This is a genomic window from Puia sp. P3 (genome assembly GCF_050632245.1).
Lineage (GTDB): Bacteria > Bacteroidota > Bacteroidia > Chitinophagales > Chitinophagaceae > Puia.
In genome coordinates this window covers 2,800,292-2,826,363 of sequence record NZ_CP192583.1, presented here as the reverse complement: position 1 = coordinate 2,826,363, position 26,072 = coordinate 2,800,292, and the positions used below count along the sequence as shown (strand labels likewise).

At 52.9% G+C, this 26,072-nt stretch carries 29 protein-coding genes, 1 tRNA gene and 1 pseudogene; 20 read left to right on the top strand and 11 right to left on the bottom strand.

The features are described from left to right. Nucleotides 1–660: 660 nt before the first annotated feature. Together ACQ86N_RS17000 and ACQ86N_RS16995 are read left to right on the top strand one after the other, a co-directional pair. Nucleotides 661–846 carry a hypothetical protein gene (locus tag ACQ86N_RS17000; protein ID WP_431216181.1) on the top strand — a complete coding sequence of 62 codons (186 nt, stop codon included), beginning with the start codon at nt 661–663 and terminating at the stop codon, nt 844–846. Continuing rightward, nucleotides 847–3,348 (top strand): valine--tRNA ligase, encoded by a 2,502-nt coding sequence (locus tag ACQ86N_RS16995; RefSeq protein WP_431216180.1) that lies wholly within the window; start codon nt 847–849, stop codon nt 3,346–3,348. It abuts the gene before it with no gap. A 28-nt stretch (nt 3,349–3,376) separates the two neighbouring features. Here ACQ86N_RS16995 and ACQ86N_RS16990 read toward each other — a convergent pair whose 3' ends face one another. Genes ACQ86N_RS16990 through ACQ86N_RS16980 form a run of 3 tightly spaced genes read right to left on the bottom strand, consistent with a single transcriptional unit; the run spans nt 3,377 to nt 6,117 of the window. Beyond that, nucleotides 3,377–4,300, bottom strand: a complete 924-nt coding sequence (locus tag ACQ86N_RS16990) for a hypothetical protein (protein WP_431216179.1) — start codon at nt 4,298–4,300, stop codon at nt 3,377–3,379. A 31-nt stretch (nt 4,301–4,331) separates the two neighbouring features. Beyond that, a complete protein-coding gene (locus tag ACQ86N_RS16985; protein ID WP_431216178.1) occupies nt 4,332–5,288 on the bottom strand; it encodes a TolB family protein in 957 nt (318 codons plus the stop codon). Nucleotides 5,289–5,298: 10 nt separating this feature from the next. Beyond that, on the bottom strand, nt 5,299–6,117 hold the full coding sequence (locus ACQ86N_RS16980; protein WP_431216177.1) for a hypothetical protein: 819 nt from the start codon (nt 6,115–6,117) through the stop codon (nt 5,299–5,301). 319 nt (nt 6,118–6,436) lie between these two features. Between ACQ86N_RS16980 and ACQ86N_RS16975 the strand changes: the two genes are divergently transcribed. From ACQ86N_RS16975 to ACQ86N_RS16960, 4 genes are all read left to right on the top strand, one after another. Beyond that, a complete protein-coding gene (locus ACQ86N_RS16975; protein ID WP_431216176.1) occupies nt 6,437–7,183 on the top strand; it encodes a hypothetical protein in 747 nt (248 codons plus the stop codon). A 192-nt stretch (nt 7,184–7,375) separates the two neighbouring features. Next, nucleotides 7,376–7,897, top strand: a complete 522-nt coding sequence (locus tag ACQ86N_RS16970; protein WP_431216175.1) for a hypothetical protein — start codon at nt 7,376–7,378, stop codon at nt 7,895–7,897. Nucleotides 7,898–7,954: 57 nt separating this feature from the next. Then, on the top strand, nt 7,955–8,710 hold the full coding sequence (locus tag ACQ86N_RS16965) for a PrsW family intramembrane metalloprotease (RefSeq protein WP_431216174.1): 756 nt from the start codon (nt 7,955–7,957) through the stop codon (nt 8,708–8,710). Further along, nucleotides 8,700–9,227, top strand: a complete 528-nt coding sequence (locus ACQ86N_RS16960; protein ID WP_431216173.1) for a GNAT family N-acetyltransferase — start codon at nt 8,700–8,702, stop codon at nt 9,225–9,227. The genes ACQ86N_RS16965 and ACQ86N_RS16960 overlap by 11 nt, the downstream gene beginning before the upstream one ends. Here ACQ86N_RS16960 and ACQ86N_RS16955 read toward each other — a convergent pair. Together ACQ86N_RS16955 and ACQ86N_RS16950 are read right to left on the bottom strand one after the other, a co-directional pair. Then, nucleotides 9,182–9,793 (bottom strand): queuosine precursor transporter, encoded by a 612-nt coding sequence (locus ACQ86N_RS16955; protein ID WP_431216172.1) that lies wholly within the window; start codon nt 9,791–9,793, stop codon nt 9,182–9,184. The two genes, ACQ86N_RS16960 and ACQ86N_RS16955, sit on opposite strands and share 46 nt — an antisense overlap. Further along, nucleotides 9,790–10,011 carry a hypothetical protein gene (locus ACQ86N_RS16950; protein WP_431216171.1) on the bottom strand — a complete coding sequence of 74 codons (222 nt, stop codon included), beginning with the start codon at nt 10,009–10,011 and terminating at the stop codon, nt 9,790–9,792. Before ACQ86N_RS16950 ends, ACQ86N_RS16955 begins: the two co-directional genes overlap by 4 nt. A 26-nt stretch (nt 10,012–10,037) precedes the next feature. Here ACQ86N_RS16950 and ACQ86N_RS16945 point away from each other — a divergent pair, with 26 nt between their 5' ends. The 4 genes from ACQ86N_RS16945 to ACQ86N_RS16930 all read left to right on the top strand — a co-directional run bounded on the left by ACQ86N_RS16945 (nt 10,038) and on the right by ACQ86N_RS16930 (nt 13,791). Continuing rightward, nucleotides 10,038–10,370 carry a hypothetical protein gene (locus ACQ86N_RS16945; RefSeq protein WP_431216170.1) on the top strand — a complete coding sequence of 111 codons (333 nt, stop codon included), beginning with the start codon at nt 10,038–10,040 and terminating at the stop codon, nt 10,368–10,370. A 15-nt stretch (nt 10,371–10,385) separates the two neighbouring features. Beyond that, nucleotides 10,386–12,071, top strand: coding sequence for a hypothetical protein (locus ACQ86N_RS16940; RefSeq protein ID WP_431216169.1), 1,686 nt, complete (start codon nt 10,386–10,388; stop codon nt 12,069–12,071). A 25-nt stretch (nt 12,072–12,096) separates the two neighbouring features. Next, nucleotides 12,097–12,864, top strand: a complete 768-nt coding sequence (locus tag ACQ86N_RS16935; protein ID WP_431216168.1) for a YfhO family protein — start codon at nt 12,097–12,099, stop codon at nt 12,862–12,864. Nucleotides 12,865–13,023: 159 nt separating this feature from the next. Continuing rightward, nucleotides 13,024–13,791 carry a glycosyltransferase family 2 protein gene (locus ACQ86N_RS16930; protein ID WP_431216167.1) on the top strand — a complete coding sequence of 256 codons (768 nt, stop codon included), beginning with the start codon at nt 13,024–13,026 and terminating at the stop codon, nt 13,789–13,791. 88 nt (nt 13,792–13,879) lie between these two features. Here ACQ86N_RS16930 and ACQ86N_RS16925 read toward each other — a convergent pair whose 3' ends face one another. From ACQ86N_RS16925 to ACQ86N_RS16910, 4 genes are all read right to left on the bottom strand, one after another. After that, nucleotides 13,880–14,320, bottom strand: coding sequence for a DUF3276 family protein (locus tag ACQ86N_RS16925; RefSeq protein ID WP_431216166.1), 441 nt, complete (start codon nt 14,318–14,320; stop codon nt 13,880–13,882). A 163-nt stretch (nt 14,321–14,483) separates the two neighbouring features. Then, complete coding sequence (locus ACQ86N_RS16920) at nt 14,484–15,119, bottom strand: ABC transporter ATP-binding protein (RefSeq protein WP_431217447.1); 636 nt, start codon at nt 15,117–15,119, stop codon at nt 14,484–14,486. Then, nucleotides 15,038–15,997, bottom strand: a complete 960-nt coding sequence (locus tag ACQ86N_RS16915) for an ABC transporter transmembrane domain-containing protein (RefSeq protein ID WP_431216165.1) — start codon at nt 15,995–15,997, stop codon at nt 15,038–15,040. The genes ACQ86N_RS16920 and ACQ86N_RS16915 overlap by 82 nt, the downstream gene beginning before the upstream one ends. Before the next feature lie 324 nt (nt 15,998–16,321). Continuing rightward, nucleotides 16,322–16,507, bottom strand: coding sequence for a hypothetical protein (locus ACQ86N_RS16910; protein WP_431216164.1), 186 nt, complete (start codon nt 16,505–16,507; stop codon nt 16,322–16,324). 166 nt (nt 16,508–16,673) lie between these two features. Between ACQ86N_RS16910 and ACQ86N_RS16905 the strand changes: the two genes are divergently transcribed. The 3 genes and pseudogenes from ACQ86N_RS16905 to ACQ86N_RS16895 all read left to right on the top strand — a co-directional run. Next, nucleotides 16,674–16,758 (top strand) — tRNA-Ser (locus tag ACQ86N_RS16905). 270 nt (nt 16,759–17,028) lie between these two features. After that, nucleotides 17,029–17,844 (top strand): site-specific integrase, encoded by an 816-nt coding sequence (locus tag ACQ86N_RS16900; protein ID WP_431216163.1) that lies wholly within the window; start codon nt 17,029–17,031, stop codon nt 17,842–17,844. Nucleotides 17,845–18,055: 211 nt separating this feature from the next. Further along, nucleotides 18,056–18,172: pseudogene (locus tag ACQ86N_RS16895) on the top strand (hypothetical protein); the annotation flags it as partial. 448 nt (nt 18,173–18,620) lie between these two features. On the opposite strand, the gene ACQ86N_RS16890 reads toward ACQ86N_RS16895, so the two are convergent. Beyond that, nucleotides 18,621–18,791 carry a helix-turn-helix domain-containing protein gene (locus ACQ86N_RS16890; RefSeq protein WP_431216162.1) on the bottom strand — a complete coding sequence of 57 codons (171 nt, stop codon included), beginning with the start codon at nt 18,789–18,791 and terminating at the stop codon, nt 18,621–18,623. Nucleotides 18,792–19,509: 718 nt separating this feature from the next. On the opposite strand from ACQ86N_RS16890, the gene ACQ86N_RS16885 reads away from it, so the two are divergent. Beyond that, nucleotides 19,510–21,054 (top strand): hypothetical protein, encoded by a 1,545-nt coding sequence (locus tag ACQ86N_RS16885; protein WP_431216161.1) that lies wholly within the window; start codon nt 19,510–19,512, stop codon nt 21,052–21,054. Nucleotides 21,055–21,485: 431 nt separating this feature from the next. On the opposite strand, the gene ACQ86N_RS16880 is transcribed toward ACQ86N_RS16885, so the two are convergent. Continuing rightward, a complete protein-coding gene (locus ACQ86N_RS16880; protein ID WP_431216160.1) occupies nt 21,486–21,716 on the bottom strand; it encodes a hypothetical protein in 231 nt (76 codons plus the stop codon). A gap of 477 nt (nt 21,717–22,193) precedes the next feature. On the opposite strand from ACQ86N_RS16880, the gene ACQ86N_RS16875 reads away from it, so the two are divergent. The 6 genes from ACQ86N_RS16875 (at nt 22,194) to ACQ86N_RS16850 (ending at nt 26,063) form a co-directional block, all read left to right on the top strand. Then, complete coding sequence (locus ACQ86N_RS16875) at nt 22,194–22,496, top strand: hypothetical protein (protein ID WP_431216159.1); 303 nt, start codon at nt 22,194–22,196, stop codon at nt 22,494–22,496. A 102-nt stretch (nt 22,497–22,598) separates the two neighbouring features. Continuing rightward, complete coding sequence (locus ACQ86N_RS16870; RefSeq protein WP_431216158.1) at nt 22,599–23,312, top strand: hypothetical protein; 714 nt, start codon at nt 22,599–22,601, stop codon at nt 23,310–23,312. Between the two features lie 95 nt (nt 23,313–23,407). Then, nucleotides 23,408–23,800 (top strand): plasmid mobilization protein, encoded by a 393-nt coding sequence (locus ACQ86N_RS16865; RefSeq protein ID WP_431216157.1) that lies wholly within the window; start codon nt 23,408–23,410, stop codon nt 23,798–23,800. Beyond that, nucleotides 23,785–24,996, top strand: coding sequence for a relaxase/mobilization nuclease domain-containing protein (locus ACQ86N_RS16860; protein ID WP_431216156.1), 1,212 nt, complete (start codon nt 23,785–23,787; stop codon nt 24,994–24,996). The genes ACQ86N_RS16865 and ACQ86N_RS16860 overlap by 16 nt, the downstream gene beginning before the upstream one ends. 148 nt (nt 24,997–25,144) lie before the next feature. Continuing rightward, entirely contained in the window at nt 25,145–25,405 is a 261-nt protein-coding gene (locus tag ACQ86N_RS16855) for a hypothetical protein (RefSeq protein WP_431216155.1), read from the top strand. A gap of 10 nt (nt 25,406–25,415) precedes the next feature. Continuing rightward, nucleotides 25,416–26,063, top strand: a complete 648-nt coding sequence (locus ACQ86N_RS16850; protein WP_431216154.1) for a zeta toxin family protein — start codon at nt 25,416–25,418, stop codon at nt 26,061–26,063. Nucleotides 26,064–26,072: the final 9 nt, after the last annotated feature.

Sequence of the window (26,072 nt, the reverse complement as noted above, 5' to 3'; positions counted from 1 at the left end):
TAACCCTTAAATCCAATCTCCATGGAACAAATGCACTCATTGCGGACCCGTGAGAACAAAATTCTTTCTTTCGTTGTGGCCTTTTTGTATTTCTGCGCCATCATGGCGTTTGCTTATATTTTCACCATGTCTTAGGGGGTATAAAAGCAGTACTGAATATTATTTTGATTTTCGGTAGGCAAGACCGTGGTATCTCTAAATATTGAAATTGATTTGGATATATTGATTAAAATGGTATTTTTGTACTGCTTGTTCTCCTTAAAGCAACGAATTTCAGACCTTTAGACTGGCAATTTACTACGCCAAATCGTTGAGAAACCGTTAGTTATTCTGATCTCCGATTCCCTTTGAAACTCCAGTTTTAATTAATTTGGTTTCACCCTAAAATTTTCTCTTGTTATGAAAAAGACATCAACTTTTCCACCTCGGAGAAACAGCGAAAACTGTATTATTAGCCGTTGGCTTTATCGGTCTCGTCATGTTCCTGAGCTACCTATATTGGTTTGCATAGGCTGACGCAGAAAGTATAGATATATACGCGTTAAACTCATCTCAATATAGGAATTCTCCCTTCGGGGAGAATTTTTTTGGGGGTAACCGCAGAGTTCCCGCGGGAATTGGTATGGTTCACGACCGGATTGCTCCCGAAAAATCGTAATTTTGCCAACCCAAAATAACACGATGGAACTGAGTAAGAACTATATACCGGCGACTACGGAAGAGAAATGGAACGAACACTGGCAGAAAAAAGGCTATTTCCGCAGTAAGCCGGACGGTCGTCCGGCATTTACCGTTGTCATCCCCCTCCCAATGTCACGGGGGTGCTTCATATGGGTCATACCCTGAATGAGACCGTCCGAGGACATCCTGGTGCGTAAGGCGCGCATGAGTGGTTTTAACGCCTGCTGGGTACCCGGCAGCGACCACGCCAGTATCGCCACGGAGGCCAAGGTCGTGGGTATGCTGAAGGAAAGGGGTATCGACAAGAACCAGCTAACGCGTCCCGAGTTCATGGAATACGCCTATGAGTGGAAGGACAAGTACGGCGGGATCATCTACAGCCAGATCCGAAAGCTGGGCTGCAGCGTCGACTGGGACCGGGTATCGTTCACGATGGATAAAGATTACTATGACTCCGTCATTAAGATATTCATGGACCTTTTCGGGAAGGGTCTGATCTATCGCGGCGCGCGTATGATCCATTGGGATCCGCAGGCCAGGACGGCGCTGAGCGACGAGGAAGTGGAATACAGGGACGAGCAGGGGAAGCTGTATTATGTCGCCTACCCTATTGTGGATGCGGCCGGTAAAGCGACCGGGAAGAGTATTACGATCGCCACGCAGCGGCCGGAGACTATCATGGGGGATACGGCGATCTGTGTGAATCCTTCCGACGAGCGTTATGCGGGTCTAAAGGGCGCTTTTGCGCTGGTGCCGCTGGTGAAGAGGCCGGTCCCGATAATCTTCGACGAGTATGTCGATCCCGCGTTTGGCACGGGGGCGCTGAAGGTGACGCCGGCGCACGATATCAATGACTACAATCTGGGGCTGAAGCATGGCCTGCCGATTATCGATACGCTGAATGCGGATGGGACGCTGAGCGCGGCGGCGGAGGTGTTTGTGGGCGAAGACAGATATGTAGCCCGTCGGAAGGTAGTCGAGCAGCTTCGCGCCGAGGGATTATTGACGAAGGAAGAGGAGCACCTGACCCGTCTGGGCTTTTCGCAGCGGACCAATGCCGTTGTGGAACCCCGGATCTCGACGCAGTGGTTCGTGAAGATGAAGGAGCTGGCGGAGCCGGCGCTGAAGGCCGTGACGGAAGGGCATATTCATATCCATCCCGGTGATAAGTTCCTTGCTACCTATAAATATTGGCTGGAGAACGTGAAGGATTGGTGTATCTCGCGGCAGTTGTGGTGGGGGCAGCAGATCCCGGCCTGGTATGCGCCGGACGGCAGTTTCCAGGTGGCGGCGACGAGGGACGAGGCTTATGAGCAATTTGTGGCGTTGAAGGGCGGGCCGGTGGATTTTGCTCCCGACCAGCTGAAGCAGGATGAGGACGTGCTGGATACCTGGTTCTCTTCGTGGCTGTGGCCGATAGAAGTATTTAAGGGCGTTACGAATCCCGGCAATCCGGACATCCAATACTACTACCCTACCAGCGTACTGGTCACGGGTCAGGATATTATTTTCTTCTGGGTGGCCAGGATGATCATGGCCGGTCTGTACTTTTTCCCCGACACGCTGGAGATGGCGGAGCGGATACCGTTCCGTGACGTCTATTTTACGGGTATGGTGAGGGACAAGCAGGGGCGCAAGATGAGCAAGAGTCTGGGCAATTCGCCCGATCTGCTGGAGTTGATCGACAAGTACGGCGCCGATGCGGTAAGGTTTGGGATCATGATCGCGTCGCCGGCTGGTAACGACCTGCTGTTTGACGAGGCTGCGCTCGAGCAGGGACGGAATTTCAACAACAAGCTGTGGAATGCGATGAAGCTGGTGAAGGGATGGGAAGGGCGTCAGGCCAAGGGCATCGCGGAGGAGGTGTTTGCGGTGGAGTGGATGGATAACCGGCTGAACGAGGCGCGTCACGCCATCGAGCAGGCTTTCAGGGAATTCAGGCTGAGCGAGGCGTTGAAGACCTTGTATTCGCTGATCTGGGACGATTTCTGCGGCTGGTATCTCGAGTGGATAAAGCCGGGTTTCGAGCAGCCCATCGATGCCGCGGTTTATGCTTCTACCGTTGGATACTTCGAGCGGCTGATGCAGCTGCTGCATCCCTATATGCCTTTTGTCACCGAAGAGATCTATCATTTGCTGGGCGAGCGGACGGAAGGAGAAGACCTGTGCGTTTTGCAGTTGCCTTCGGTTGGCGCGGTTGAAGTCGCGCCTCTGGAAGATGGAAAACTACTGACGGAAGCCATTACGGCGCTGCGCGACGCGCGGAACAAGGCGCAGCTGAAGCCGAAGGAGCCGATCAAGCTGTTCATACAGTCCGATTCGGTGGGCGTCTATCGCAGGCTGCAGGCGATATTGTCGCGTCAGGTGAATGCGGAAGCTATCGATTTTGTGTCGGAGGCGGTGGCGGGGTCGCTGACAGTCGTCTGCGGAAAAGATAAATACTATATCGTCACCGAGCAGCAGCTGGATGCGGGTCTTCAGAAGGATGACCTCGAGAAGGAGCTGGCGCGGCTGCAGGCGTTCCTCGAATCGGTCAACAAGAAGCTGAGCAACGAGCGGTTCGTGCAGAATGCCAAGAGCGAGGTCGTCGATCTGGAGAAGAAGAAGAAGGAGGACGCGGAGATCAAGATCAGGACGATCCAGGATACGCTGGCGACGCTGGCCTGATGGGTGTTGCCGGTTCGCGGCCGGCTCCTTAGTCGACCGGTCTGACGGCGTGTCCGCTATAGCCCTGCGACAGCAGATTGAGCGGCAGGATCAGCTCCCACTGGTTGGGGCCGCGGCCCTCGAAGTCGCGGTCGAGGAGGTGGCTGTAGCGGATGCCGAAGGAGATGGAGAGTTCGTTCCACCATTTTGTGTCGAAGTATAGTTCGGAGCCGTATGACCGGAACTCGGCGGTATAGGTGTTGCGGTTGGTATAGAAGTCCTTTGCGTGGGTGTAGTCATAGAAGAGGTTGGCCCGCAGCCTCAGGAAGTAGACGATATTCCCGAATCCCCAGTCGGGATGGATCAGCGGCAGCTGATAGTTGGCGGACCATTTAAACATCTGGTAAAAGTTTTCGGCTGAGTATCCCCGGGAGAAGGGGAATCCGTTGGAGAAACGGGCATTCCGCAGGCTGTCGCGCTGCTGGAAGGCGCCGGTCAGGAGGATGCTGTGCGTATAGTCGAAGCCGGGGAGGTAGAGAAAGCCGGAGGCGAGGAACTGGTTGGCCTGGAAGCTGGTCACTGCCCGGTCGTAGGACAGGCTGAGCACCTGGGCCCATCGGGGATAGATCTGCTGCTGCGCCTGTTGGGATTGGTGGACGAGGCTGATGTAGGGGTTGATATAGGCGAAGGCGCGGGTGTTAAAGGAATCCTTGTACAGACCGGTATAATAGCGCTGATTACGAACGATATCCGAGCCGAGTTGCAGGCTAGTGTAGCTGGTTCCCGAGGTCCAGCTGAGGGGCACCGAGGCGCCGGCGCGGAATTCGTTCTCGTTCCAAAAGACCTTGTTGGTTCCATAAAATGCATTCCGGTCGAACGTATAGTCCCATCCGGCGTCGAGGACGGGAAACCATCCGGCATACGTAGCGGTTGCGCCTACCTGTTTGAAATTTTCATTTCGGTTATAGGCCACGAACAGCTGAGTCTCAAGCGTATTGAGGATATTATCGCTGACCGAGGGAAAAGCTGTAGTCGGGGTCGTTGATATAGGGTCGCCAGCTGTGGAAGTTGATCAGGTGAGAGCCGAGGGGATAGCGGGTGGCGGGATAGTTGGCGGTGGCGATGTGGTTGAGGAGGCCGGCGGGGCCGTGGCTTAACGAGTCGATATTTTGGAGGGGCAGGTCGTGGCGCCAGTCGCTGACGGGGATCTCCTGGAGCGTTGTTTCGTTGCGGGCGGCGGTGTCGAGGTGGAATCCGGCGGCGGTAAAGGTATTCCAGGTGATTGGTCCGTTGGGAGGCGCGTGGAGTTGGTACTGACCGGTCAGCGGGTCGCCGTGGGGAAGGGTGACGCGGAACAGGCGGCCAGCGGCGAGGGCGTAGGGGCGGTCCTGGCCGTCGCGGGAGGCGGTGAAATAGATGGTATCGGCGCTGATCGAGGGGAAGGCGATCGTCTGCCAGGAGAAGGGCAGCAGGTAGCGGGGCTGGCCGTCGGCGATGGAAACGGCGGCGAGCGACATCTGACCCCGGCGGTTGCGGACCGCCGTTACGATGGTATTCTCCGTATAGAATTTGGGGTAGGTGTAGAAAAGGCTATCCCGGTTGGGTATTTGGCTCAACAGGCTGCCCGTGGATGGGTCGAGCAGGTGGAGGGCGCAGGAGCCGTCGGCGGCTTCCTGAACGGCGACGATGCGCTGGCCGTCGGGCGAGATATCGGGGGCAAAATAGCGGCTGTGGCGGGTGAGTCTGCGGTCTTCTCCGGTGGCGGGGTCGAGGAGCCGGATGACGCTGTAGTCGCGCCAGCCCCAGCGGGGATCTGTCTCGTAGGCGGAGTATACGATCTGGCCGTGGTTGAAGGAGAAATAATTGTCCAGGGAGATCGAGCGGGTCTTTATTTTGGTAACATTCTTGTTATGTAGGTCGCGAACGACGAAGGCGGGTATCTGGCGGTAGCTGCTGCGCATGTAGAGGATGCTATCGGCGCCGATGGATCGGGGGAATTCTTCGTTGGCGACGAAGCTGGCGGTGGGTGCGGGCGAAGGCGTCGGCTTCGGACTGGAAGGTCTGGGACGGGTGGTTTGTGGTTTTGTGGGATGCGTCTTTGAGGGCCGGTGATACGCCGAACCAGGCGAGGGCGTCGCGGCGGAACTGGTCGAAGGGGACGCCGGAATAGCGGCGTATGGCGCTTTGGAGGGGATAGAAGAGGCCGTGGAAGGCAGCGGCGTCGTGGCCGACGCGGCGCCAGAAGTCGTCGCCGTAGCGTTCGCGTCCGTAGGCCACGAGCATATAGCCCAGGGGGTAGTGGTCGGGGACGTAGTCGCGCAGCGAGCCGTTGCGGAGCTTCATCCAGGAATAGTGTCTGTCGCCGGCCCGGAGGCTGCGGTAGCTGTTAAAGAACCAGGGCAGGCGTCCGCGTCCCTGGTCGCTGACGAGCGTTTCCTGGTAGACGGCGTCGCCTTCCCAGAACCAGTTGGGTACGGAGAGGCCGTTGGCGAATGCCTGGCCGCCTTCGCCGAAGAGGTAGTAGAAGGCGCCGGAGAGGCCGACCCTGAAGTTGTTATATTGCTGTACGTGGCGGTATTCGTGGATGGCGAGCATTTTTGTCCAGGGCAGGCTGCCGAGCTCGAAGCTGTTCTGTTCGGGGGTCAGCAGGAATTCGCTGCGGAAGGGGGCGAGGCCGACGTAGCCGTTGGCGATGGTGGTCTGGTTCTGGAGGACGATGTTGATCTTGTGCTGGGTGGCGCCGACGGTGGGCAGGGTTGTCCGGCTGAGGGTATGGACGATGGCGGCCACCTGCTGGGCGGCGCTGTCGAGGCCAACGGGGAAGATGATACGAGCGGTGTCGGTGTTGAGCTGTTTCCATTTGAGGGAGGGGGATTGCCACCGAATTGCTGGGCAAACAAACCTGTCGATAGAGCCAAAAAAGCGATCGTGAACAAAGGCAGGCGTAAAAACCTCATGTCAGTTGCTGTTATTAGTTGTCGGTAAATTGAAATTACGTAGATACTTTTACAATTATGATGGTCCAGCGCAATTATAGGTCTTTATTTGTATCCGGAAACTGGGACGCGCTGCTGGCGGGTCTGATCGGGTTTATCATCATCCAGGCGCTGTGCAGCTATGGTGGTATCGGCGTCTCTCCGACTCCGTCGTCTATATCAGTACGGCCCAGAATATCCATGACCACGGTGCGATCAACGATTTCAGCAATATGCCGGTGATGGATTTCCCGGTCTTCTACCCTATCTTTCTCAGCGGGATCGTCTTTCTAACGGGTAAGCCTGCGCTTGTCTTCGGTCCGGTGCTGGACGGGCTGCTGTTCGGCCTGGTCATCTGGCTTTGCGGGTGGATGATGAACCGGTTCTCCGCGTATTCCCGCTGGTACAAATGGACGGTGTTGTTGTTTATCGTATTGAGTCCCTGTCTGCTGGAGATCTATTCGATGATCTGGAGCGAGACCCTGTTCATCTTGTTGTCGGTGTTGTTCATGATCGTCGCCTACCGGTATTTCCTTACCCATTCTGTCCGCTGGCTGCTGGCGATGGGTCTTATCGCGGCGTTGTCCTGTGTGACGCGCTATGCGGGGGTCAGCATCATCGGGCTGGGCGGGCTGCTGATGCTTTGTGACCGGGGACTGCGGTGGGGTGTCAAAAAAATCGTGCATATCCTGGTGTTCGGTCTTGTCTCCGTGACGCTGCTGGCGCTGAACCTTTACCGTAATATGCGGGTCACGCATACGCTGACGGGGTACCGGGAAAAGGGTCTTACGGCTTTTAGTGATAACCTGCATGATTTCGGGGCCGTCTTTTGCGACTGGCTTCCTTTTTCAACGGGCGTTATGATGCCGCGTCTTTGGTAGCCGTCGTTTTTCTCCTTCTGATTACGGGGCTATTCGTTTACCGGCTGGTCCGGCGCAAGGATTTTTTTCCTATGATACGATCGCGATCGCCTATTTCGTGGTGTATGCGGGGTTTATATTGTTTACGGCGACGGTTTCGCGGTTTCAGCGGCTGGACAGCCGGCTGTTGTCGCCATTATTCCTTCCCTGGCTGTGGGGGAGTACGGTCTGGATACCGGAAGTGTTGAAGGAGAAGCCGCGGTGGGGGCTTCCTCCGAGGTCGCTGATGCGGAGCAAGTGGCCGGTGATCGTGGCGGTGGGGATTGCGTCTGTCTGTTTTCTGTGGGGGAGATCGATACCTACCGGGAGAACTGGGAGGGCATTCACTATGCGGGGATCCCGGGGTATACGGAGACGCAGTGGAGAAATTCGCAGACGATGGCGTATGTGCGGGAGCATAAGGACCTGTTCAAGTATCCGGGGACGGTGTACTCGAATGCCTTCGAGGGGATGTGGCTGCTGGCGGGTGTGAGTTCGGATATGATACCGCACAAGGATATTCCGGACGATATCGACTATATGCTGCGTTCGAAATATTTTATCGTCGTCTGGTTCAACGATGCGGAGAATACCGACCTGCTCGATATGGAGTATATCCAGTCGAAGAAGACCCTGCAGAAGAGGATGGACTTCAGTGACGGGACCATCTATATTTTCCGGGACCCCGGATTTTGACCGGTGGTGTGACCGATAATTTGGGGCGCCATTGATAAAACCATTATTTTTAAGGCGATGTTATTATTCTCTCTGGCTGTGGCTCCTGGTTTAGCCGTCTGCCTGTTTATCTATTCCCTGAATAAATACGACAGAAGGGCGGTGCGTTATCTGGTGATCGCCTTTGTGCTGGGCATGCTGGCTACGTTGCCGGCGCTGCTGGTGCAGACACTGGCCACGGATGTCCGGGAGGACCCGTTCCGGCATTCCATCTGGTCCTATCTTTGGTATGCGTTTGTGATCGTCGCGCTGAGTGAAGAGGGGAGCAAATGGCTTGTGCTGCGGGTCTATGCCTACCCCAAGGCTGCGTTCAGGGAGCCATTCGACGGGGTCGTTTTCGCGGTGATGATCGGGATGGGGTTTGCGACGGTAGAGAATATCGAATACGTGCATAAGTTCGGGCTGGAGACGGGGGTATCGCGGGCTTTTCTGGCGATACCGGCGCACGCCGCGTTTGCGGTGCTGATGGGGTATCCGGTGGGTAAGGCGAAGTTTGTCTTTTACCGGAGGTGGTGGCTGATGGTGCAGGGGCTGCTGGTGGCGGTGGTATTCCACGGCAGTTTTGACTTCTTTCTGTTCCTGCAGCAGAGCCGGCAGGCGGAGAAGTATTTCTCCACGGGGGTGTTGTCGTTCGGGGCGTTCGCGAGTTTTTACATCGCGGTCCGGCTGGCGATGCGGGCGTTGCGGATGCATCGGGCGATGAAGGAGGAAGAGGAGGAACAACGGTTGACCAATCAATCAACAAATCATAAAGCGGGCGAAAATGATGGATGAAACGCTGTCGATACGACCGGGGGAACTGAAAGACGTCAACACGATCGGATATCTGGCGCAGCAGATCTGGCCGGAGGCCTATGGGCATATTCTTTCGGCGGAGCAGCTGGAGTATATGCTGAACCTTTTCTATAATCCGGCCGCGTTGCGGAAGCAGATGGTGGAAGACCGGCATCAGTTCCTGATGGTGGAGCAGGACGAGGAGGCGATCGGTTTTGCGTCGTGGGGTGTGCTGGACGAGCCGGGGGTGTACAAGCTGCACAAGCTGTATGTGTTGCCGGGGCAGCAGGGCAAGGGGTTGGGGAGGGCGTTGCTGCAGTATATCTTCGAGGCCATTCGTCCATTTGGCGCGACGGTGCTGCGGCTCAACGTCAACCGGCATAACAAGGCCCGGCAGTTCTACGAACGAATGGGGTTTGCCGTGGTGAAGGAGGAGGACGTCGCTATCGGCAACGGTTATTTTATGAACGACTATGTGATGGAGGTCAGGGTTCCGGAGGCTGAGCCGGGAGCATGACGGCGGTGTTCTGTGGTCTGCTCGCCCATGGCGGCCAGTTTCATGGCTTTGGCGGTGTCGTGGCCTACGTACTTCTCAATTTGTCTTTCGACGAGGTAGATCAGCGGGGTCAGGACTATTGCTACGGTGAATTTGTAAAAATAGTTCATCATGCCGAAGGCGAGGATCTGCTGCCAGGAGAAGATGCGGCTGAAGGCGATGAACAGGACGATATAGCTATCCACCGAGCTGGGAGACCAGGTGGAGCCGGTGGCTCTCAGCCACAGGTGTTTGTTCCCGGTGCGTTTTTTTATCTGATGGAATACGGAGACGTCGACGACCTGGCTGACGAGGAAGGCGACGAGGCTGCCGACGATGATCATATTGCTCTGGCCGAAGATGGCGTTGAAGGACTGCTGGATATTGTCTACGCCTTGTCTTTGGCTGGATGCGAGCCATACGTCGGAGGCGGGGATGGCGATGGCGAGGTAGTACATGAGGAAGGCGTAGGCGATGAGGATCACGGCGGTGATCGAGATCCTTCTGACGGCCTTTGGGCCGTAGTATTCGTTGACGATGTCCGTCATGACGAACTCGAGGGGCCATAGCAGGACCCCGCAGGTGAGGTTGAAGGCCGGCCGCTCTGTCCGAAGAGGGTAAAGTTGGCGGGGTGGAGTCCGAAGATCTTTTCGAGGGAGAACAGCTTGGTGCCGATGGCTTCGGCGATGAGGGCGTTGCAGCAAAAGAATGCCGTGAAGCCCAGAAATAGTTTGGTAGGCCGGTCCTTTAGTATCGCGTGGATCATTTCTGAGAGATTATTAGCAATATTATTTGAAGTACGAAGAACAGCAGGTTGATGATCAGGAGCCAGGCCGGTATGGCGGCGGCGCGCAATTTGCCGATGACAAAGAGGATCACGACCGAAAATCCGACGATAAAGTTGAAGATGAGGCTGCAGAGATAGCCCAGCTCGAGGATACGGTTGACGAGGAAGCCTTCGGGCGGATGGGGCAGCCATTGGATGAAAGAAGCCAGGAGGAAACAAATATTACAAATAAATGCCACCCGGGAGAGAAGTCGGAATACCTGCATATTTTGCCAAAAATCCCTAAAAATTATATTTCCGCCAATTTTTTGCAGCAACCTTATATTTGCGGACATTAAATAGTGCATAACTATATGAATTCTATTGCCTGGAAGAAGGTGCTCCCGCACGTCATCGCTATCGTCGTATTCCTTCTCGTTGCCGTTGTCTATTGCCGGCCTGCTCTGGAAGGGAAGGTCGTCAATCAGTCGGATATGCTGCAGTACAAAGGTATGGCGCAGCAGTCGATGGAATACAAGGAGAAGCATGGTCATTATCCGTTGTGGATAGAAAGCGCTTTTGGCGGCATGCCTTCCTATACGATCCGGATGAACAGTCCGGCGATCAATCTGGGGCCCGTGGTCGGGATCTTTTCGCTGGGTCTCCCCCAGCCTATCAATTTCTTCTTTATCGCCTGCGTCTGTTTTTATATTCTGATGGTGGCGATGCGGATCGATCCGTGGATCGGGGTGCTGACGGCGCTGGCCTATGCGTACAGTTCCTATGATCCGGTGATCGTGGTGACGGGGCATGTCACGAAGATGATGGCGCTGATGTATGCGCCGGGTATAGCGGCGGGATTGCTGCTGCTGTTCAGGCGGAAATATGTCTGGGGGACGGTGCTGACGACGTTGTTCTTCGCCCTCCAGCTGACCACCAACCACCTACAGATAGTTTATTACACCCTGATCACCCTTGGCGTGGTGGCGTTGTTCTATATCATCGATGCGATCCGGAAGGGACAGGCGAAGGATGCGGGTCTTGTTGTCGGGCTGTCGGCGTTGGCGGTGGTCATTGGTCTTGGCACGAGTGCGCTGGGCAATCTGCCGGTAGCCGAATACTCGAAGGAGACCATGCGGGGCGGAAGGACGGAGCTGACGAGCAATACGAGCAAGCAGGAAAGCCGTACGGGTCTGAGCAAGGACTATGCGTTCCAGTGGAGCTATGGCGTAGGCGAGACGATGACGCTGGTGGTGCCGAACGTGTATGGCGGGGGCAGCGGCGGCAGTCAGATAGGGGACAATTCGAAGTTTGCGGAGGTGGCGAGTCAGGAGCTGGGGCTGCCCGAGGACCGGGGGATCGGCTTTGCCAATGGGTATGCCTATTGGGGTGCGCAGCCTTTTACTTCGGGGCCGGTGTATCTGGGGGCGATCGTGGTCTTTCTGGCTATTCTCGGGATGGTATTCGTGAAAGGCTGGCTGAAATGGGGACTGGCTGTTGCGGCGTTGATCGGGATCGTGATGTCGTGGGGTAAGAATTTCGCGGGGCTCAACTATTTTCTTTTCGATCATCTGCCTTATTATAATAAGTTCAGGGCGCCGGCTATGTCGCTGGTGATCCCGCAGCTGGCGTTTCCGATACTGGCGGCGCTGGGGCTGAACGAGCTGTTCGCGGGCAACTATACGCGTGCCGAGCTGATGAAGAAGTTCCGGCTGGCGGCTTATGTTACGGGCGGGCTGCTGGCGGTGCTGGTGATCTTTTATTTTACGGCGGATTATGGGACTGCCGCGGATACGCAGTTGAAGGAGCAGTTCGTGCAGTACAAGATGCAGCAGTTGTCGCAGGGGAAGCAGGCGGGTCCGGATGTGCAGGGGCAGGCGGCGGCTACGGGGAATCAGCTGATCAAGGCGCTGAAGGCGGACAGGCAGTCGCTGTATGGGAGCGATCTGGTCCGGACCATTTTGCTGATCGTGGTGGCGGCGGGTCTGATCGTGTTGTATTTGAAGGACAAGGTGAAGATGCCGATCCTCCTGGGGGCTGATCGTCCTGAGCACTTATGACCTGCTGGCGGTTGCGAGCCGGTATTTGAGTCCGGAGAATCCGGAGCACTATGTGGACGCTACGGATTTTGACGGGCGTCTGAGTCCGTCGCCGGCGGACCAGCAGATCAGCGGCGATCCGGACAAGAATTTCAGGGTCTTCGACGAGGCTTCGGGCAGTCCGTTCGAGAATGCGCTGACCTCGTATCATCATAATTCGCTGGGGGGTATTCGCCTGCGAAAGCTGGGGTTGTATCAGGACCTGATTGAGAATCAGCTGTCGAAGGGGAATATGCAGGTCTTCAATATGCTGAACGCGAAATATTTTATCCAGCGTAATCAGCAGAACGGTCAGCCGCAGGCGGCGTTGAATTCGCGGGCTTTCGGGCCGTGCTGGCTGGTGAAGTCGATCCACTATGTGAAGGACGGGAATGAGGAGATGAAGGCGCTGGACAGCATCAATGTGCGGGATACTGCGATCATTCAGCAGCAGTTCGCGTCGAAGGTGAAGTTCCTGCCGGTGCCGGACAGCGGGGCCAGTATTAAACTGCTTACGAACGACAACGATAAGCTGACGTACGAGTTCAATGGGGGCAGCAATCAGTTTGCGGTCTTTAGTGAGATCTACTACGACAAGGGTTGGAATGCGTATCTGGATGGAGCGAAGGTGGACTATTGCCGGGTGGACTATGTGTTGAGGGGGATGTCGGTGCCGGCGGGCAAGCATATGATCGAATTCAGATTTGAGCCGAAGAGTGTGGCGACGGGGATCTTATTTCGAGTGCGTCGGCGCTGGCGGTGTATCTGCTGCTGATCGGTGCGATCGTGTGGGAGGTAAGGAGGAGGAAGAAAGTGGCAGCCGCAGCATGAGACCGATAAGTATAGTCATCATCACCTATAACCGGCCGGAGGATGCGCTGGCGCTGGCGGAGAATATCCATCAGCTGGAGGGGCTTGGGGGTTGGTGGAGGAGGTGATCTTTGTCAATAACAAGTCTTCGGTTTCGTACCGGGTGCTGGAGGATTTTATAGCGGCGCATCCGGAGTCGCCTTTCCGGTATTTTGTGACGGAGGAGAATCTGGGTGTTTCGAGGGGGCGTAACTACGCGATAAGGCAGAGCCGGGCGCCGATTCTGGTGTTTCTGGACGACGATGCGTTGTTCAGGAATGGTGGGGCGCTGCGGGCGATCGTGGATATCTTCGAGGAGAATCCTGCGGCGGGTCTTGCCGCGTTCAAGATCTACTATCAGCGTACGGGGGAGATGCAGGTGAATGCTTTTCCGCACAAGCGGTTTGCGGAGCGGAAGGACTGGCATCATTTCGATACGTACTATTTCTCGGGGGCTGCGCATGCGATCCGGAGGGAGGTATTCGATGCGGTGGGGTATTATCCGGAGAATTTCTTTTATGGGATGGAGGAGTACGATCTGAGCTACCGTGCGCTGGACAGGGAGTATACGATCCGGTATGATGACCGGGTGTTGGTGTGGCATAAGGAGTCGCCGACGGGGAGGTTGACGCCGAGGGAGAAGCGGAGGGGGATGTGGCTGAATAAGGTGAAGGTGGCGTGGAAGTATCTGCCGATGCGGTATGTAGTGAGTGTGGCGGTGACGTGGGGGTTGTGGTATCTGGTGAAGAGCAAGGGAGATGTAGGCGGATTTTTGAGGGGTTGGGGGCTATCTTACGGGTTCCCCGTGAGGAGTTACGGCGGCCGTTGGGAGAGGCGGCGAGGGGGTATCTGAGGAAGGTGAGGGCGCGGCTGGCGTATTAAGGAGATAAAGTAAAAGACCCCGGTATTGCCGGGGTCTCGATATTTTTGGGAGTTGTGTTTTACCACTTGTCCACGTCTTCGCTGGCTGCGGTCGGGGCGCTGTTGGCGGGAGCCGAGTGCCGGACGTTGCCATTGACGTTGACGTCGTCGTCTACTTCTTCCGTTTCAGCAACAACTTCTCTTTCCTGGTAGCCACCGCCTTCGTTGTCGTTGTCGTGGTTGTATGCGTCGAAGTCGAAATCGGGCATCAACTCCGTCTTAACATAATCCACCGCCTCGGTCAGCGCTTTCAGGAACTTGTTGAAGTCTTCCTTGTACAGGAAGATCTTGTGCCTGTCGTATCCGTCTTCGTTGAATTTCTTACGGCTTTCGGTGATCGTAAGATAGTAGTCGTTGCTACGCGTAGCCCTCACGTCGAAGAAATACGTCCTGCGCTTGCCTGCCCTGATGCGTTTGCTGTAAACGCTTTCCATTCTTTTGTCGTTGTTTTCGTACGCCACAAATAATTGTTTTCAGTTGAAAATTACTAATTAAGCAGTCACAAATATAGTATTGTTTTCGAATTAGCAAAATTTGCGAAAACATTTATATCGTCTATTTATGGGCATTTGCTGCGAGGGCGGACATGATGTGCCGGGCTTGCGGTCATAAAGGCGGATGCGGTCAGGCCGGTGTGTTCTCAGCCTGCTGCTGTTCATAGAGATAGGTGTAATAGCCGTTGAGGGCCAGCAGTTCCTGGTGGGTGCCTGTTTCGACGATGCGGCCGTCTTCGAGGACGACGATACGGTCGAAGTCGAAGAGGGAGAAGATGCGGTGGGTGATGATGATGGCTGTTTTGTGCTTCAGATATTGGTATAAATTGCCAAGTATTTCCTTTTCAGTAGTAGCGTCTACAGCGCTGAGGCAGTCGTCGAAGACGATGAGTTCGGGGTCTTTTATGAGGCCGCGGGCGATGGAGATGCGCTGTTTCTGGCCGCCGCTGAGGGTGACGCCGCGTTCGCCGATCATGGTTTCGTATTTTCCGGAGAAGCCTTCTATTTCCTTGTCGACGCTGGCGTATTTCGCGGCCAGGCGTACTTTTTCTTCGTTGGGTTTGTCGAGGCCGAACTGGATATTGCCGGAGACGGTATCGCTGAAGAGGAAGACGTCCTGGGGGACGTAGCTGATCTGGCGGCGGAGGTCCTGCAGGTCTAATTTGCGGAGGTCGGTGTTATCCATTAGAATTTTGCCGTTATCCGGATCGTACATGCGTAGTAAAAGTTGGGCGAGGGTAGTTTTACCCGAGCCGGTGCGGCCGATGATGACGACTTTTTCTCCTTTTTGATATCGAGGTTGAAGTCTTTGATGGCGTGGATGCCGGTATTGGGATAGGTGAAATTCAGGTTTTGGATGGATATGTTTCCCTGTAGGTGCTGCCGGATGGCGGCGGGTGGGTTTTGGATGGCGGGTTGGGTGTCGAGGAATTCGTTCAGCCTTTTCTGTGAGGCGGAGGCGCGTTGGACCATGCTGGCTACCCATCCGATGGCGCTGACGGGGAAGGTGAGCATGGTGATGTAGATGACGAATTCGGTGATGGTACCGATGTCGGTGTTGTGTTTGCCGTATACGACGTAGAGGCCGCCGATCATGATGGTCAGGAGGGTGCTGAGGCCGATCATGAGGCCCATGGAGGGGAAGTAGATGGATTCGACTTTGGCGAGGCCGACGGCGTTCTTGCGGTATTCTTCGCTGTTGTGGGCGAAGAAATTGAACATGGCTTTTTCCTGGACGAAGGATTTGATGACGCGGATGCCGGAGTAGGATTCCCGGGCGTTGGTGGTGAGGTTGGAGAGGAGGGCCTGGATGTGTTCGCTTTTTTTATGGATGATGGTGTTGACGTAGTAGATGGTGATGGCGAGGATGGGCAGGGGCGTGAGGACATAGAGGCTGAGGAGGGCGTCCTTTTTGAGCATGAAGAAGAGGCTGAAGCCGATGGTGACGAGGAGGTTGGCGAGGTACATCATGGCGGGGCCGGTATACATGCGGACGCGGCTGACGTCTTCGGCCATGCGGGACATGAGGTCGCCGGTGCTGTGGGTCTTGTAGAAGTTGGTATCGAGGGTTTGGTAGTGGGTATAGATCTCGTGTTTCTGGTCGTATTCGATATGGCGGCTCATGACGATGATGGTCTGTCGCATGAGGAAGAGGAAGAAGCCGGAGATGAGGGCGAGGATGAGGAGGGTGATGCCGGAGATGGCGACGATGCGGCCGAAGCTGGCGTGGTGGAGGTCGAGGGTGCGGATGTATTTACGAACGAGGATGTCGTAGTTGGCGGTGTCGCGGGCCTGGGCAGCTTTTGCGGCTGCGGCGCTTGGTGCAGGCGGTTGGGTTTGGGCGGCGGCTTTTTCGGGAGCCTGTGTTTGGTTGGCGGTTTGGGGTTGGCCATTTGGCGTCTGGAGGCTGTGCGGTGGCGCCGGGAGTTTGGTTGGCGGCGCCTTGCTGTGTCGGTTGGTTCTGCTCCCCTACCCTGTTGGCGGTCTTTTTGCCGGCCTGTACCTGCAGTTCCCGTTCGACGGAGTTGACGACATAGCCGGTGACCTGGGGGTGAGGATGCGGAAGTAGTTGGAGAGGATGACGAAGATCAGTCCGAGGAGAAAGCGCCAGCGGTACTTCCAGAAATATTTATTTACAGCCTTTAAGTGCTTCAAACCAACGATTTTGCGCAAAGGTACGGGATGTGCGGGAGATGCGGTGTTTTGGAAATATGGGTGCTTTGCCCGCGGGGCGGCGGTCCTGGTGCTTCGGGGGTCGGATTCGGATCATATGGAATAAAAATATTTGGCTGTTTACGCTGAGAGCTATTATTTTGCGCCCGGAGAGATGGCAGAGCGGTCGATTGCGGCGGTCTTGAAAACCGTTGAAGGTAACACTTCCGGGGGTTCGAATCCCTCTCTCTCCGCAGATACCTTAATCAAATAAGTACAAAAGCCCGCAAATTCAGTTTCAGCGGGCTTTTTCATTTTTAGCCATTGACAGAAAAACTCAAAAAAGTCATACCTGGAGTGAGTGATTCGGTGAGTGGCAAAAAAGACGAAAAAAATCACTCACTGGACTGCCGCAACAAGTTGACCATCAACTTGTACCAAAGGCAAACATCTTGTCCAAATCGCCGCGCAGTTCTACCTTTATAAACCGCGCAAATCGGCGCACAAAAGTGAGTGATTCAGTGATGGAAAAAAGTCTTGGTATCTTATTCTTTCTACGCAAGCCCCGCCCCTTTCGGCCAGGTCCATGGCTCATTTTTCTTCGCATAACTGTTGACGGTATCTCGAAGGAACTTTCTCTAAAAAGGATCTGGGATAAATCAAAATGGAAATCCAATCCCGGGAGAGCGACAGGCAAAGAAGAGCAGGCAAAAGCCCTGAATACCTACCTTGACATTGTTCTCGCGAAGGTCTACGAAGCCCGCCGAACTCTTATCGAAACCGGAAAAACCATCTCCGCCGTTGCCATCCGTGACATAGTATCCGGCGCGGCTGAACGAAACCGAATGCTCTTCAAGGTCTACCAGGCACACAACGATACCGTCAAAGCGCTGATCGGACTGGAATGCAGCGACGACCTCTGGGAGAAACATGAACGAGTCCTAAATTACCTGAAAGAGTTTGTTGCCGGAAAATACAAGCTCACCGACATAAGCATTTATGCCATCGATCACGAGTTTGGACAAAGCTTTTATACCTGGCTGCGGACGATTAGAAAATGCAGCCACAACACCGCCTCTGCCTATATCGGCTTTTTTAAGAAGATCATCCTTTCCTGCATAGACAATGGCTGGCTGCAGGGCGATCCCTTTACAAAATTGAACCTGACACTCGATGAGGTGGATCCCGTCTTTTTGACCGAGCAGGAATTGCATCTTATCGCCAACAAAGAAATCAACAACGAACGCCTTTCCGTCATCCGCGACGTCTTTATTTTCTGTTGTCTTACCTCACTGGCTTATATCGACGTCAAACAACTCAAAAATCAGAGGTTACCGTAGGTCATGACGGGCAGCTGTGGATCGATAAGAAGCGGCAGAAGACAAAAGTGCCGTCAAAAGTACCTCTCCTTCCACTCACCCGGCAAATCCTTGATAAATACCACGATCATCCCAGGTGTATCTCAGAAGACTTACTTCTGCCTGTATACAGCAACGCCAAATACAATGAATATTTAAAGGAAATTGCCGCCATTTGCGGCATTGAGAAAACCTGACGACCCACGCCGCCCGTCACACTTTTGGAACAACTGTCACTACATCAAATGGCGTACCCCTTACCTCAGTAAAAGGCATGATGGGCCACAAACGCCTTTCACAAACCGAACACTATTCAAAAGTAGTCCCGGCGAAAATCGCTGAAGATATGGAAGTCCTTCAGGAAAGGCTGAAGAAAAAGAAATTCCTGACAGAATACGCGAAGACGTTACCGCAGGAAGAGACTCAGCAGCGGCAAAAATAGCCAATCCTCAAGCCAAATATCTCAAAACGACTCTCGACCCCAAAAAGGATTGTACGAGGGGCAGTACCGGATATATCCATAGCACTCCAGCTCACGCATGCACCTGTGATACGTAGCTTTAGACGACAGCCGGGAAATCTCCATCAACTCTCTCCGGGTTACAGCAATCGTGTCATCTTTATTGTCCCCTTCAGCCATTGACAGAATGGCAAAATAAAGGCATATGTGTTGAGGCCTCAACCGATCATCGCTTGCCATCATCCGATAAAACAAGATCATCTGCCGCCCCATCCACACCGCATCCATCTCACTGACTTTAAAATCCGGACGTCAAGAGGCGTTTAATATCGTCCTTATTATAATAGATCGTCCCGCCTATCTTCTTCGTCTTAATCCGGCCTGCCGCACATAACGACTTCAGCTTGCCATCCGAGCATCCCAACAAATGCCTGACCTCCCTGGTCCGAAAGCCACGTATATCTCCCACCCTGGCCGCAATGACTGATCGAGCAGTTCTTTGATATCCCCCATAATCTGGAACCGCAGCGTCTGCAGATCTTCCTTCGTCACCAATTCCAAATTCATAGTGTGCAATATAGCTTTAGGTCTCTTTCAAACCAATAGAGGCAAATAAGCCTCTATCGAAAAATCGACTGATATTTCTATTATAGCCACATATCTGCTATCGAGGATTTAATTGAAATTGTATGACAAAAAGTGAATCTAATTTACCGAACCATACATGCAGGGAATCCTATAATACTTTACTTATCAAACATTTGCAAATTTCAAATTTTAGCTCGATTTTAGTAAATTTGTGTAACTAAAACTAAAGGGTAATCATTAGTCTGGCCCTACTGTTAACATTATGAATAAGTCACTTTTTGGCCTCGTGCTACTTTCGTATAATTGGGAGAATAACAAGAAAGATATCATTGACTGCTATGTTCCGCTTTTAGCCCAGGTAGTTCAAAATAAAAACTACAATAAGGTCTCCAGGGAAATTGTACAACCCGATTTACAAGAAGTTTACGGCATCACGGTTCCATTGGGCGCTCTTGAATCGATCTTAAAACGAATGGTACGAGATGGGTTACTAACCCGATCAAACGGGGAATACAATGTTTTGCATGAGAAACTGGCATTTGTTCTAAAAGATTCAAAAAAACAACCTAGATATAGCGTTTAGTACCATAATTGCGGGATTGGATAAATTTGCGACGGAAAAATTCGATGTCAAGTTATCATCAGAAGAGATCCAGACCGGACTTTTAAGTTTTTTTAAAACCAACGACCTCGATCTCCTTTTTGCAAGTTCAAGCGAAAGTCTTTTGCCGTCAGTTAAGGAGAGTAAAAAGATAAAATACATTATAGCGAAGTACTTCACCGAACTCCAATCTACAGACCCGCAGGTCTTTCAGATGGCAGTATCGCTAGCAAAGGGACATGCTATTGCATCTTTAATTACATATGAAGAACTAAACAGTTATTCCGGAGATCTTGACAAGGTTGAAATCTATCTCGACGCCCCTATCATCTTCAATCTCTTAGGACTGAATGGAGATTCAAACTTAAAGCTGAGTCGTGAATTATTAGATAGCCTTAAGAAGTTAGATTCAAAAATGAGAATTTTTGACGTAAACTACAACGAGGTCGTAAAGTCAATAGAAGAGGCCATTGATCGACTTACCACTAAGTCATTTGACATTTCCCGGGCATCAAGAATCCTTCGCACTGCAGTTCGGGAAAACATTACCCCTTCTCAATTACGGGTCAAGTTAAATCAGCTCGATTCTCTCTTAGTTGAAAATGAAATATTAAGAGAGCAGTCGCCGACTTTGCATAAGCAAGATTGGAAATATCAAATTAGCGAAACCAAACTTCAGTCGTTCATTGAGGACCTATACGCAAAAGATGAAGGCCAAAAGGTGCCATATTATAAAGCAATTCAAATTCAACGAGACGTCGAATCAATCTCAAATATCTTTAAAATTAGACGTGACAACAGAGCTATTAGTTTAAAAAATTGCAAAGCCATTCTTCTTACAAGTAACGATAGTATATCTTATGCAGCGAGAAAATTTGAAAAAGCAGAGTGGCCTTTTAAATCAGCAATTCCGGTTTGCATAACGGACGTCTTTCTCTCTGCAATTCTTTGGGCTAATTATCCAAACAAAAACGAAAACCTGAATATCAAAAGATTGATAAGTGAATGTTATTCGATCATTGAATTAGATAATCGACTTCTTAGCCGCTTTGTCGAAGACGTCAAGAAGCTAAATTCAGAAAAGGCAATAACTGAAGAGCAGTTTTATTTACTTAGTGCGAATAATCTCGCTTACAATTTATTAGAAAGTAAGACCTTCAATGATATAGACGAATATACAGATAAGACTCCTCGGGAAATTCTTGAAGATCTCGAGCTTAGAATGAATGCCAATTTAAGCCACGAAAAGAATAGACATTTGAGTGTTGAAAAGAACGTCAGAGGAGTTTCTAGGAAAATTGCGAAATATTCTTTTCTCTTTATTGCTGCAGCCTTGATTATTGTTGCAATAGTTTTGAAGCTCTCGGGATCTCTTCCTTCGAAGGGATTCGGAAGCTGGTGTATAAATATTTTGGTCGCTTTCTTTGCAATTTTTGGATTTCTTCGATGGATGGAAGTAGTCCCACCTAAGACCATTATTGAGGCTAAAATTGAAGGTTTTATCTTCAAAAAAGTTAGTAAGTTTTTGTATAAAGAATCTTGATAATTACTGGAAAAGCTTGCAGGAAAAAAGGTCTCTTCCGGCCCCCTCGGCAAGAACACGTGCAAAGCCGGACACCTTCTTCTTGCGGTGCAGTAGCTCCTCGAAGAACGTGTCCGCCGACCTGCTCGGCGTCCTCGCTCCACTTCGGGGTTCCCACCTACGTTCCGCTGCGGGCGCCTCGGGTCGGTTCGCCTTACTGGCACGGTTCTTTCGCTTCGGGGGCCTCCGGTCGGGCGGCTCCTGTGTCCTGAATACCCTTCGCTCGTTCTCTCCTCATGTAGCACGCTCATTCGTCGTTCACTCCGCAAAGCGTACCCAGTCCACCCGCCGCCCATATATGTCCGCCACCTGCCGGTGGCCGGCCGCTGATCTAATGATTTGGCCTCCGCCGGCACCCCGATTCACAACCCCGCCCCCTGCCGGCTCCGGCCCTACAACTCAAGGTCGACCGCGGGTAGCTGCCCGACGGCCTTCGGCCTCCCCCGGGCAGCACGGCCGGCCACATGGCGGCGGTGGCGGTTCCCTCCACGACGTCCGTTCAGTCGTTCCTCCTCACTCCCGTCCTGGAGACCGCCAGCATCATAGCGACCTTCCGAAATGACCGTTAGCCCTGAAGCCGCCCATATTCTCTTACTATTTGGCGTCCGCTGCGCTCCCACCATACAACTAAGGCACCGCATTACCTAACAGCAAGGGAATATGGTTCCGCCAAGGATTGATCCCAACAGCACAATCTGCCGCCGGCGATCAACATCTGAATAGTTCCCGACTGCAGTCCGCCGTTGGCCCCCGCGGGAACAAGATGCCGGGTACGTCGATGAAGCATCTTGTCCCCGCGGGGCGATCCTTTTTCCCGCATTTTATTGCCATTAGCATGAATCAGTCATGGGTGATCCATAATTAACCCACAAAGTTCGGCTCGTGCCTGGCGTCGCCAAGGAACTTCGGCATAAAACGGTCCTGCACATATCCTCATCAGTGGGGTCCGCTTCGGCAGTATCACAAGTTCACCTTCATCACCCGCAGCATTTATTCCGATCCTCCTGGGCTCCGGCCAGTCACTCCGCCGGAATAGTCGGTTTAATTATTCAATCACCTCAAATCAGCAATCATGAAAAAGGAAATGACGATCAGAGAAAATGCCGAATCAGTCAACAACCTCTGCGTTAAGACGTATATGGAGATACTGGGTTACCACCTGCATAGTCAGCAGCCGTGGCTACGCGATCTTTCCGTCGCCCTTCTCGGACAGAGGCAGACTGTATGTCGACCACGATACGAATCAATTCCGGCTGAGTCACAGCAAGGTCTCCGGCGGAGTGCTGGATCTCGCCTGCGCCCTGTTCGACCAGACCAGAAGAAATATCCTCAGGAATATCGTTCCCTACCGCATCGACTCCCTGATGAGCAAATGCGGTTGCCGGTCCGGCGCTATCTGGTAAAGTGGCACGGCGTTGGTATTTCACCTATACCGAATACGGCTATCTATTGGATGGTATTTGTTTTCGGTTTATCTTCACCGTGTGATAATGAAATTGTGAAGTATGGAACAACTCTTTATTGAGCAGACCAGCTACAGGGCCTGCAATACGCTCTCAAAAACGACAAACTCCAACAGCTATTTTTCCTGCCGGTTCGTGCCACAAGCGACCATCACCATAAGTCCGAACATCGTCATCTGTGCAGTCATCCGGCAAACTTATCTGATCCTGTCAACCAATAAAAAACCCTTTTCCTGGGACCTCTATCTTCTCCAACCGGTGACACAAATAAATCACCTGGCGGTCAGGCTCAACCGTCAAGGCTATCGCCATTTACCTCTCTTGCTCGCGATATCCATCAATGGTTTCTCCGATCGGTCGGAGATCGACGGTTGCGGTCTTCCACCGTCCCGACTGGTTCATTTCCGGCAGAAATCTGTCCGCCCCGTTCCGACCAGCCATCAGGTCGACCTACTCACCATCCGATCCCCCGGGAAGCCCCCCACCCGACTCATTCCCAACTCTCCCCGACAACTAGACGAAATTATTAATCCGGCAAGCATTGCCTCCCCAAATGCCGCAGAAATGCCTTCACCAGCAGAACTCCGCTTCCCAAAATCGGTGCTCTACCCACCTAACGCCATCTCTGCCTCCCAAACGCGCCGCTCCGGCGATTACCGGACCAATACTGCCCAATCCTGCGCAATTCGAGCAGAACCACCCATGCCTATCCAGCCCCTGAAAACGCCTAGAAATGCCCCTACCCCCGAAGCTTAGCAAGGTGACTAATTGTGACACGCGAATGTGACACGGCTCTACCGGGCTACCGTCACCATCCGCAACTTTTAACGATCAATTACAAAAACATCAGTATGGAACGGAATGAAACAAAACGAACAAAATGGTTGACAGTCCGCATGAACGAAGAAGAATATAAGGCCCTCGAGGCCCTGCACCGCCAATCGACCTGCAGCAGTCTCAGCGAATACGCCCGCAGGATCGTTCTCGGCAAGCCCATCATCCTGCGCTACCACAACCTATCGCTGGATGACTTTATGACCGGAATGCTGCAGCTCAGGGGCGAACTCAAAACCATCAGCGGGAATTTCAACCAGGCGGTCCGCCGAGCCAATACCTTGCGCCATCTACCGGACATTCAGCAGTGGATCCTCCTCAATGAGCAGGACAAGACCCGCCTGACTAAGCAGATCGAAACTATTTCTACTAACATCGAAAAAGCATATCAACTATGGTCGCGCGTCTAAATCCCGTCAGAAGCATCGCCAAACCCATCTCCTACAACGAAGAAAAGGTAGCACAGGGCAAGGCAGAATTCATTCACGCCGGCAATTTTTTGCAGAGTAAAAACAACCTCAGCTACGAAGAAAAACTTGACCGGTTCCAGCGGCTCAACGAGCTCAACACCCGGTCGAAGGTCAAAATGTTACACATTACCCTTAATTTCTCTCCCAAAGAAAAGGTCTTTAACGGAGAGCTCGCCGACATCGCAGACCGCTACATGCAGGGCCTTAAAATGGAGGACCAGCCGTACCTTGTATACCGGCACCATGACGCCAACCACCCACATATTCATATTGTCAGCTCGCTGATCCGCCCCGACGGCACCCGGATCAATACGCACCAGATGGGTGTTCGCCTTTCCGAACCGACCCGCAAAGCTATCGAGCGGGAATTTGATCTTATCCCCGCCCAACGCCGCCAAGGCTCCGAACCTCCTGCGCCAGAAGAGGTACGAAAGATAAGTCAAGGTTCCTCTGAGCCCGCCTCTGAAGCCTTGGACCGCGTCGTCAGCACCGTCATGAAGCACTATCATTTTACGAATCTGGCCGAATACAATGCCATCCTTCGCAGCTACAATGTCACTGCTGAAACCGGCAGCCTAGGTAGCAAGACCCGGCAATACAACGGCCTGTATTATGTCGCTCTCGATGACCATGGCAACCGCATGAGCCCGCCCATTATGGCCTCCCAGTTACCCAGCCGTCCAACTCAGGGCAAACTGGGCAAAAAATACGCGGAAAGCCGACTCCAAATGGAAGACCATGTGCGGTCGATCAAGAGTCGCCTCGATACGGCGCTGTCTGAGGAGCCCGCCAGCATGCGCGCGCTGGTTTCCCGACTACAATACGATAGCATTGAAATTGTCCGGCCACCTGCCAATGGAAGAAACCGCCACGACCAGGTCTTCGTCGATCACCGAACCCATACAGCTATCACCGGCAAGGCTCTGGACCCTAAATATTCGACTGCAGCTATTGGTGAGGCCATCACCAACCGGCAGCGACCAGCGCAACAAGTACGACAGCAAGCGAAACTCAGCGAAGATTCCCGCTACAGCGCCAACGTCCCCCAGGTCCTATCCGCCGTTCTTCATACACAGCCGGCCGGCCCCGATCACTTTGGGCATGACCAATATTTAGGACACCGACATAGACGGTAACTGCTATCCCCCCATTGCACGGACCTCTTTTTGATGCAACGCCGAAAGATTTCAAGCACATTTGTTGCCGCTAAAAGAGGCCAATACCCAATTGAAATTCAGCTGAATAGTTTGTCGTACTCACTTTTTATTCGTACCTTTATAGACAATGACAGCTCTCCAAACCATAGAGAAAATCGGTAACGAGGCCGTTCAGGAGCTCCGCTTGCAGAAATTGCATGGCGGCCATCCTTTCATGATCAATTCCAAGGAACTTGAGTCCAACCAATGCTATCTTGAATACCCTGATGGCAAGATTCTGCTTGTTTTCTTAAAAAACGCCGCCCGGGAATTTACGGTAATCCGCACGCTTTCGTTAGCAGAAGCAGAGATGCTTAGAAAGAGGTACGGTTTTTCCAGCCTTCAATAGTCGCTCCGCTATGCCCGAACTTTTTATTATCACCGGCTCCAATGGAGCGGGAAAATCAACCATTGGTCCAAAGTATTTGCCGCACCACATTCGGGAAAGAGGCCCCGTTTTTGACGGGGACAAACTCTTCGTGGAGAAAAGAAAAGAGCTCTGGCGAAACATTAAATCGCATAAAGAGTGCGCCAAGTTAGCATATGCATTTGTCTCCGAGACCTTCGACCAACTTGTAGATGTTGCCCTCACCACGAACCAAGATTTTGCCTATGAAGGTCACTTTACGAACGAAGCTACCTGGGATATTCCTCGCAGGTTCCTAGCGGCTGGATATACTGTCCATCTAATCTTCCTCGGCCTACAGGACACCACCCTCTCCGAACTTCGGGTCGTAGACCGGTCCCAGTCTGGCGGGCACTATGTTGATCCGCGTACCGTCGCCGATAATTTCTACGGTAATCTGGAAAAGCTAAATCGGCACTATAGTATGTTTCAAACGGTCCAGATCATCGACACATCGGAAGCCGAGCATGTCGTTTTAGCAGTTATTGAAAATGGAATGCCCACCATTGCGCTGCCATTTGAAAAGCTTCCTTCCTGGTTTCAAAATGATCTTCCTTCAATTACAGAAAAAATACGGGGAATGGGGCGTGAAGTCAAGTGAATCCTATCG

What these genes read in the sequence shown, in the direction of transcription:
- ACQ86N_RS16865 (WP_431216157.1), top strand. Translation starts at nt 23,408, where the DNA reads ATGGAACGGAATGAAACAAAACGAACAAAATGGTTGACAGTCCGCATG.
- ACQ86N_RS16860 (WP_431216156.1), top strand. Translation starts at nt 23,785, where the DNA reads ATGGTCGCGCGTCTAAATCCCGTCAGAAGCATCGCCAAACCCATCTCC.
- ACQ86N_RS16880 (WP_431216160.1), bottom strand. Translation starts at nt 21,716, where the DNA reads ATGGTGGGAGCGCAGCGGACGCCAAATAGTAAGAGAATATGGGCGGCT.
- ACQ86N_RS16875 (WP_431216159.1), top strand. Translation starts at nt 22,194, where the DNA reads ATGCCGAATCAGTCAACAACCTCTGCGTTAAGACGTATATGGAGATAC.
- ACQ86N_RS16950 (WP_431216171.1), bottom strand. Translation starts at nt 10,011, where the DNA reads ATGATCCACGCGATACTAAAGGACCGGCCTACCAAACTATTTCTGGGC.
- ACQ86N_RS16940 (WP_431216169.1), top strand. Translation starts at nt 10,386, where the DNA reads ATGAATTCTATTGCCTGGAAGAAGGTGCTCCCGCACGTCATCGCTATC.
- ACQ86N_RS16870 (WP_431216158.1), top strand. Translation starts at nt 22,599, where the DNA reads ATGGAACAACTCTTTATTGAGCAGACCAGCTACAGGGCCTGCAATACG.
- ACQ86N_RS16985 (WP_431216178.1), bottom strand. Translation starts at nt 5,288, where the DNA reads ATGCGCAGCAGCTACCGCCAGATACCCGCCTTCGTCGTTCGCGACCTA.
- ACQ86N_RS16850 (WP_431216154.1), top strand. Translation starts at nt 25,416, where the DNA reads ATGCCCGAACTTTTTATTATCACCGGCTCCAATGGAGCGGGAAAATCA.
- ACQ86N_RS16995 (WP_431216180.1), top strand. Translation starts at nt 847, where the DNA reads ATGAGACCGTCCGAGGACATCCTGGTGCGTAAGGCGCGCATGAGTGGT.
- ACQ86N_RS16855 (WP_431216155.1), top strand. Translation starts at nt 25,145, where the DNA reads ATGACAGCTCTCCAAACCATAGAGAAAATCGGTAACGAGGCCGTTCAG.
- ACQ86N_RS16960 (WP_431216173.1), top strand. Translation starts at nt 8,700, where the DNA reads ATGATGGATGAAACGCTGTCGATACGACCGGGGGAACTGAAAGACGTC.
- ACQ86N_RS16900 (WP_431216163.1), top strand. Translation starts at nt 17,029, where the DNA reads ATGGAAAAAAGTCTTGGTATCTTATTCTTTCTACGCAAGCCCCGCCCC.
- ACQ86N_RS16915 (WP_431216165.1), bottom strand. Translation starts at nt 15,997, where the DNA reads ATGCGACAGACCATCATCGTCATGAGCCGCCATATCGAATACGACCAG.
- ACQ86N_RS16965 (WP_431216174.1), top strand. Translation starts at nt 7,955, where the DNA reads ATGTTATTATTCTCTCTGGCTGTGGCTCCTGGTTTAGCCGTCTGCCTG.
- ACQ86N_RS16955 (WP_431216172.1), bottom strand. Translation starts at nt 9,793, where the DNA reads ATGACGGACATCGTCAACGAATACTACGGCCCAAAGGCCGTCAGAAGG.